The 3,817-nt window shown below is 27.3% G+C and carries 7 protein-coding genes; all 7 read left to right on the forward strand.

All coding sequences use genetic code 11. The features are described from left to right. Positions 1 to 324 (forward strand): hypothetical protein (locus IW18_RS23310; protein ID WP_041520282.1); only part of this gene is annotated, 324 nt, incomplete at its 5' end. A 132-nt stretch (positions 325 to 456) separates the two neighbouring features. Next, entirely contained in the window at positions 457 to 798 is a 342-nt protein-coding gene (locus IW18_RS21595) for a hypothetical protein (protein ID WP_041520283.1), read from the forward strand. Then, positions 795 to 1,499, forward strand: a complete 705-nt coding sequence (locus IW18_RS21600) for a hypothetical protein (RefSeq protein WP_041520284.1) — start codon at positions 795 to 797, stop codon at positions 1,497 to 1,499. Before IW18_RS21595 ends, IW18_RS21600 begins: the two co-directional genes overlap by 4 nt. Positions 1,500 to 1,555: 56 nt before the next feature. Continuing rightward, a complete protein-coding gene (locus tag IW18_RS21605; RefSeq protein WP_041520285.1) occupies positions 1,556 to 1,999 on the forward strand; it encodes a hypothetical protein in 444 nt (147 codons plus the stop codon). Positions 2,000 to 2,212: 213 nt separating this feature from the next. Continuing rightward, a complete protein-coding gene (locus tag IW18_RS21610; protein WP_123902573.1) occupies positions 2,213 to 2,506 on the forward strand; it encodes a hypothetical protein in 294 nt (97 codons plus the stop codon). Positions 2,507 to 2,513: 7 nt separating this feature from the next. Continuing rightward, positions 2,514 to 3,263, forward strand: coding sequence for a hypothetical protein (locus IW18_RS21615; RefSeq protein WP_041520287.1), 750 nt, complete (start codon positions 2,514 to 2,516; stop codon positions 3,261 to 3,263). 243 nt (positions 3,264 to 3,506) lie between these two features. Next, positions 3,507 to 3,817, forward strand: a 311-nt coding sequence (locus IW18_RS21620) for a hypothetical protein (protein ID WP_041520288.1), incomplete at its 3' end; no start/stop codon positions are given.

A 3,817-nucleotide genomic window follows, 5' to 3' on the forward strand; every position in this document is an offset into this window, starting at 1 on the left:
AGGATTATAACTTATCTTTTTAGAAATGATACACTTTTATACAAAGATATAATTGTAGACTCTATTGATAAATCTCGAAAAGATATAGCTGATTTTACAAGTATAGATAAAATTATTAAATACTATAAAAGTTTAAAAATTTCAATTAAACCTAAAATCAAAAATAAGGAGACGGGAGAAATGTATTCTAATCGATTTATTATAAATAATTATGAAACTCGATTTTATAAGGAAAATAATTTTTACGAAATGTTCACAGATTACAAAGGTGATAATTATCATGCGGTTTTAGATCATTTATATGACGGTTATCGATGCTATTAGAGGTTGTCTGCCTTGCTCGGGCGTCCACATTGAAAAACAAAGTTTATGTAACTGATTAAATTAAGTCTCAAGAACGCAAGGGAGGCATCGCTGTGCAATAGTAGAACAGACGTTAATTACACCAATCTAAAAGTGGCAGAAAACCGCAAAGAATTAGAAAAAACATTAAGCTCTTTAGGAATTGCAGAAAGTGCTGTTGGTTTTATATCTGGTAAAGCACCCGTAATTGCAGAAACAGCGATGAAAATTTTAGGGTTAGCTTTAAGTGCAGAGCCAAGATTCAGTCTTGCAGAATATACTCATCCTATAAAAGGACCTGTTTATTTGGATGAAACGACTACAATTCAAGAATTTAAAAGAAAAAACAATAATGGCTATATATCATCCCAACAAGTAGAACAGGAACCAAGATTTGAAAAAAAAGACATTTTGAAAGAATTAGAAGATTATGGATTAAAAATAACTACAAAATGAAAATAATATTATTACTATTAATATCACCACTACTGTTTAATTCATGTCAGAAAATTGATAGAATCAACTATTATACAAATGAACTTGTAACTCAAAAAGAATTAGCTGAAAATGGATTTTATAAATACTCATATTCAACTTTTTATGACTATAGTGGAAATAAAGTTATAGACACGAAATTTCAAGTAAAATATGATATGTACTCTAATGTTAAACCACAAAAAAATGAAGAAGGTGAAATATGTCCAAGTCAATTAGGAAGTCTTTTTAAACTAGATTCACTTAAGAAAAAAGAAATGAAAGATTATCTCAAAAATAATTTGAATAATAGAATTATAACTTATCTCTTTAGAAATGACACTTTATTTTACAAAAGTATAATAGTATTAACTTCCGATACGCCACAAAAACAAATAGCCGATTTAACTTCGAAAGAAAAAATCACAAAGTACTATAATAATCTTAAAATTCCCGTTAGAATAATTATCGAAGACAATTTAAGTTCAAAAGAACACCCAACACTATTTATAATTAACAAATATAAAACAAGCATTCAATATTCAGAAAAGGATAAATCTTATGAATTATTCACAAACTATTTAAACGACTCTATTTATTATGATATTTTAGATACTTGGTATTATGGATTAATGCGTAATACTCATTATTTTTTAAAGTATAATCCAAAGCTATTTATGTAGTTAGTTTAGTAAAAAAGTATTAGAAGACTTTAGATTGGCACTAAAATAAATTGAAGATGAAAAACTTAGCTATATTATTAAACATGTTTTTATTTATATCATGTCATAAAGAAGACACTATAAATCACTTTTTAACTAGACCAGTTACTCAAAAAGAGCTAGAACTTAATGGTTTTTACAAATATTCATATGAGATTATAATAGACGATAAAGATAAATTAGATGATACTATTCGTTCTGTAATTAAATATGATATGTATTCTAATGTGAAGCCAGAAAAAAAAGAAAATGGAGATATTTATCCAACTAAATTATGGAAATTTTATAGTGAAGATTCTATAAAAAACAGAAAAAATATAGATTATCTTAAAAATGAATTAGATAATAAAATTATTACTTATTTGTTTAGAAATGATTCTTTGTTTTACCCTGCTACTGCACGAATCCTTTCTTGTGGCAGTAAGTATGTCAAAATCTGGTTTTCATTACATAAGTTTTAATATGTAATTGACTAGAAATTATATTAATTAGAAACGAACCACACGAAAGGATTCGTGCGGTAGTGGGGACCTTTAGAAGTGGGAAAATTTATGTCTTAAAAATTCCATGAATATATTAAACAGGCATCACTGTGCAACCGTAGAACCGATGTTAATTATACGAATATAAAGGTTGCAGAAAACCGTGATGAGTTAAACAAAACCATAAGCTTGTTGGGAATAACAACATCGGCAGTTGGTTTTATACCAGGTAAAGCACCAGTGATTGCAGACGCGGCAATGAAAATTTTAGGATTAGCTTTAAGTGCAGAGCCAAGATTCAGTCTTGCAGAATATACTTATCCTATAAAAGGACCAGTTTATTTGGATAAAACAACTGAAATAAGAGAATATAAAAGAGAAAATTACAATGGTTATATTTCTTCTCAAAAATTAGATGGAAAACCTAAAAATACGGAGCGAGATGTGTTAAAAGAATTAGAAGAATTTGGTTTAATATTAAAATAGAAGTAAAATGAGAATTATAATTATATTGTTTATAATAACATTAGTGTCTTGTGGCAAAAAAGACACAATTAATCACTATGTACCGAACCCAATAACACAACAAGAATTATTAGATAACGGTTTTTATAGATATTCTTATGTTGATACTGTCAATAAAGAAGATTTACATAAATATACTTCTGATTATACTTATGCTTATACCCATACGCGTATTGACTTGATTGGTAATGGAGACGGAATTCATGATTCCATAAAATTACTAATAAGACGGGATATATATTCGAATGTAAAACCGGAAAAAAATGAAAAAGGACAAATATACCCAACCCAATTGAGTAATTTTTATGGCATGGATACAATCAAAAGAGAAGCAAACACGAGATATTTAAAAGGTGTCTTAAAGAACAGGATCATAACCTACTTATTTATAAACGATTCTCTTGAATATAAAAGCATAATAGTTGAAGATTTTGACAAAAAAGATATAGAAATAATCGATTTTACGACCAAGACAAAAATCATTCGATATTACGACAGCCTAAAGATTCCCATCAAGTCGTTGTTGGTGAAAGATATAAGTACCAAAGATCATCCCACATTGTTTTTGATAGCGAATCTTAAAACAGCGATACGTTATAGTGATAAAAAACATTCCTTTTACGAAAGTTCTATAAACTATATTGATAATGACAATTATACAATTTATAATATTATAGGCTCATATTATTCTGGTCTGAAATGGCATCCAGTAAAATAAAATTATGTGGTTAGTATGAAACAAGGATAAATTATCTAATCGCACAGATTTTCTTCGTAACAATCGTGCGTATTTGCAATCCGTGCTCGTAACCAAACTAAAAGTAAAAAAATACAAACCAATCTTTGATTATTTAGGGCAAAAGATTAATGCCAGTTATTATGATTAATTAGAAACCTAATTCAAATAGTTAGAGGAATGTAATTTAATATTATATGATTTTGGAAACATAATAATAGCAAAATGAGAAAAATAAAAACCTTAGCAGTAATATTATTACTATTTATTTCTTGCAATAAAAAAGATAAAATTAATCATTATCTAAATAAAGTTGTAACACAAAAAGAACTCTTAGATAACGGATTTTATAAATACTCATCTGTTTATACTCCTGATGAAGATGATAAAATTAATGGAGGTTTCAAATATGTTATCAAATTTGATATGTATTCAAATGTGAAACCTGTAAAAAATGAAGAAGGTAAATTATGTCCAACGCAATTATGGCATTTTTACAGAAAGGATTCAATCAAAGAAAAAAGAAATAGAGATTA

Source organism: Flavobacterium hibernum (assembly GCF_000832125.1).
GTDB lineage: Bacteria > Bacteroidota > Bacteroidia > Flavobacteriales > Flavobacteriaceae > Flavobacterium > Flavobacterium hibernum.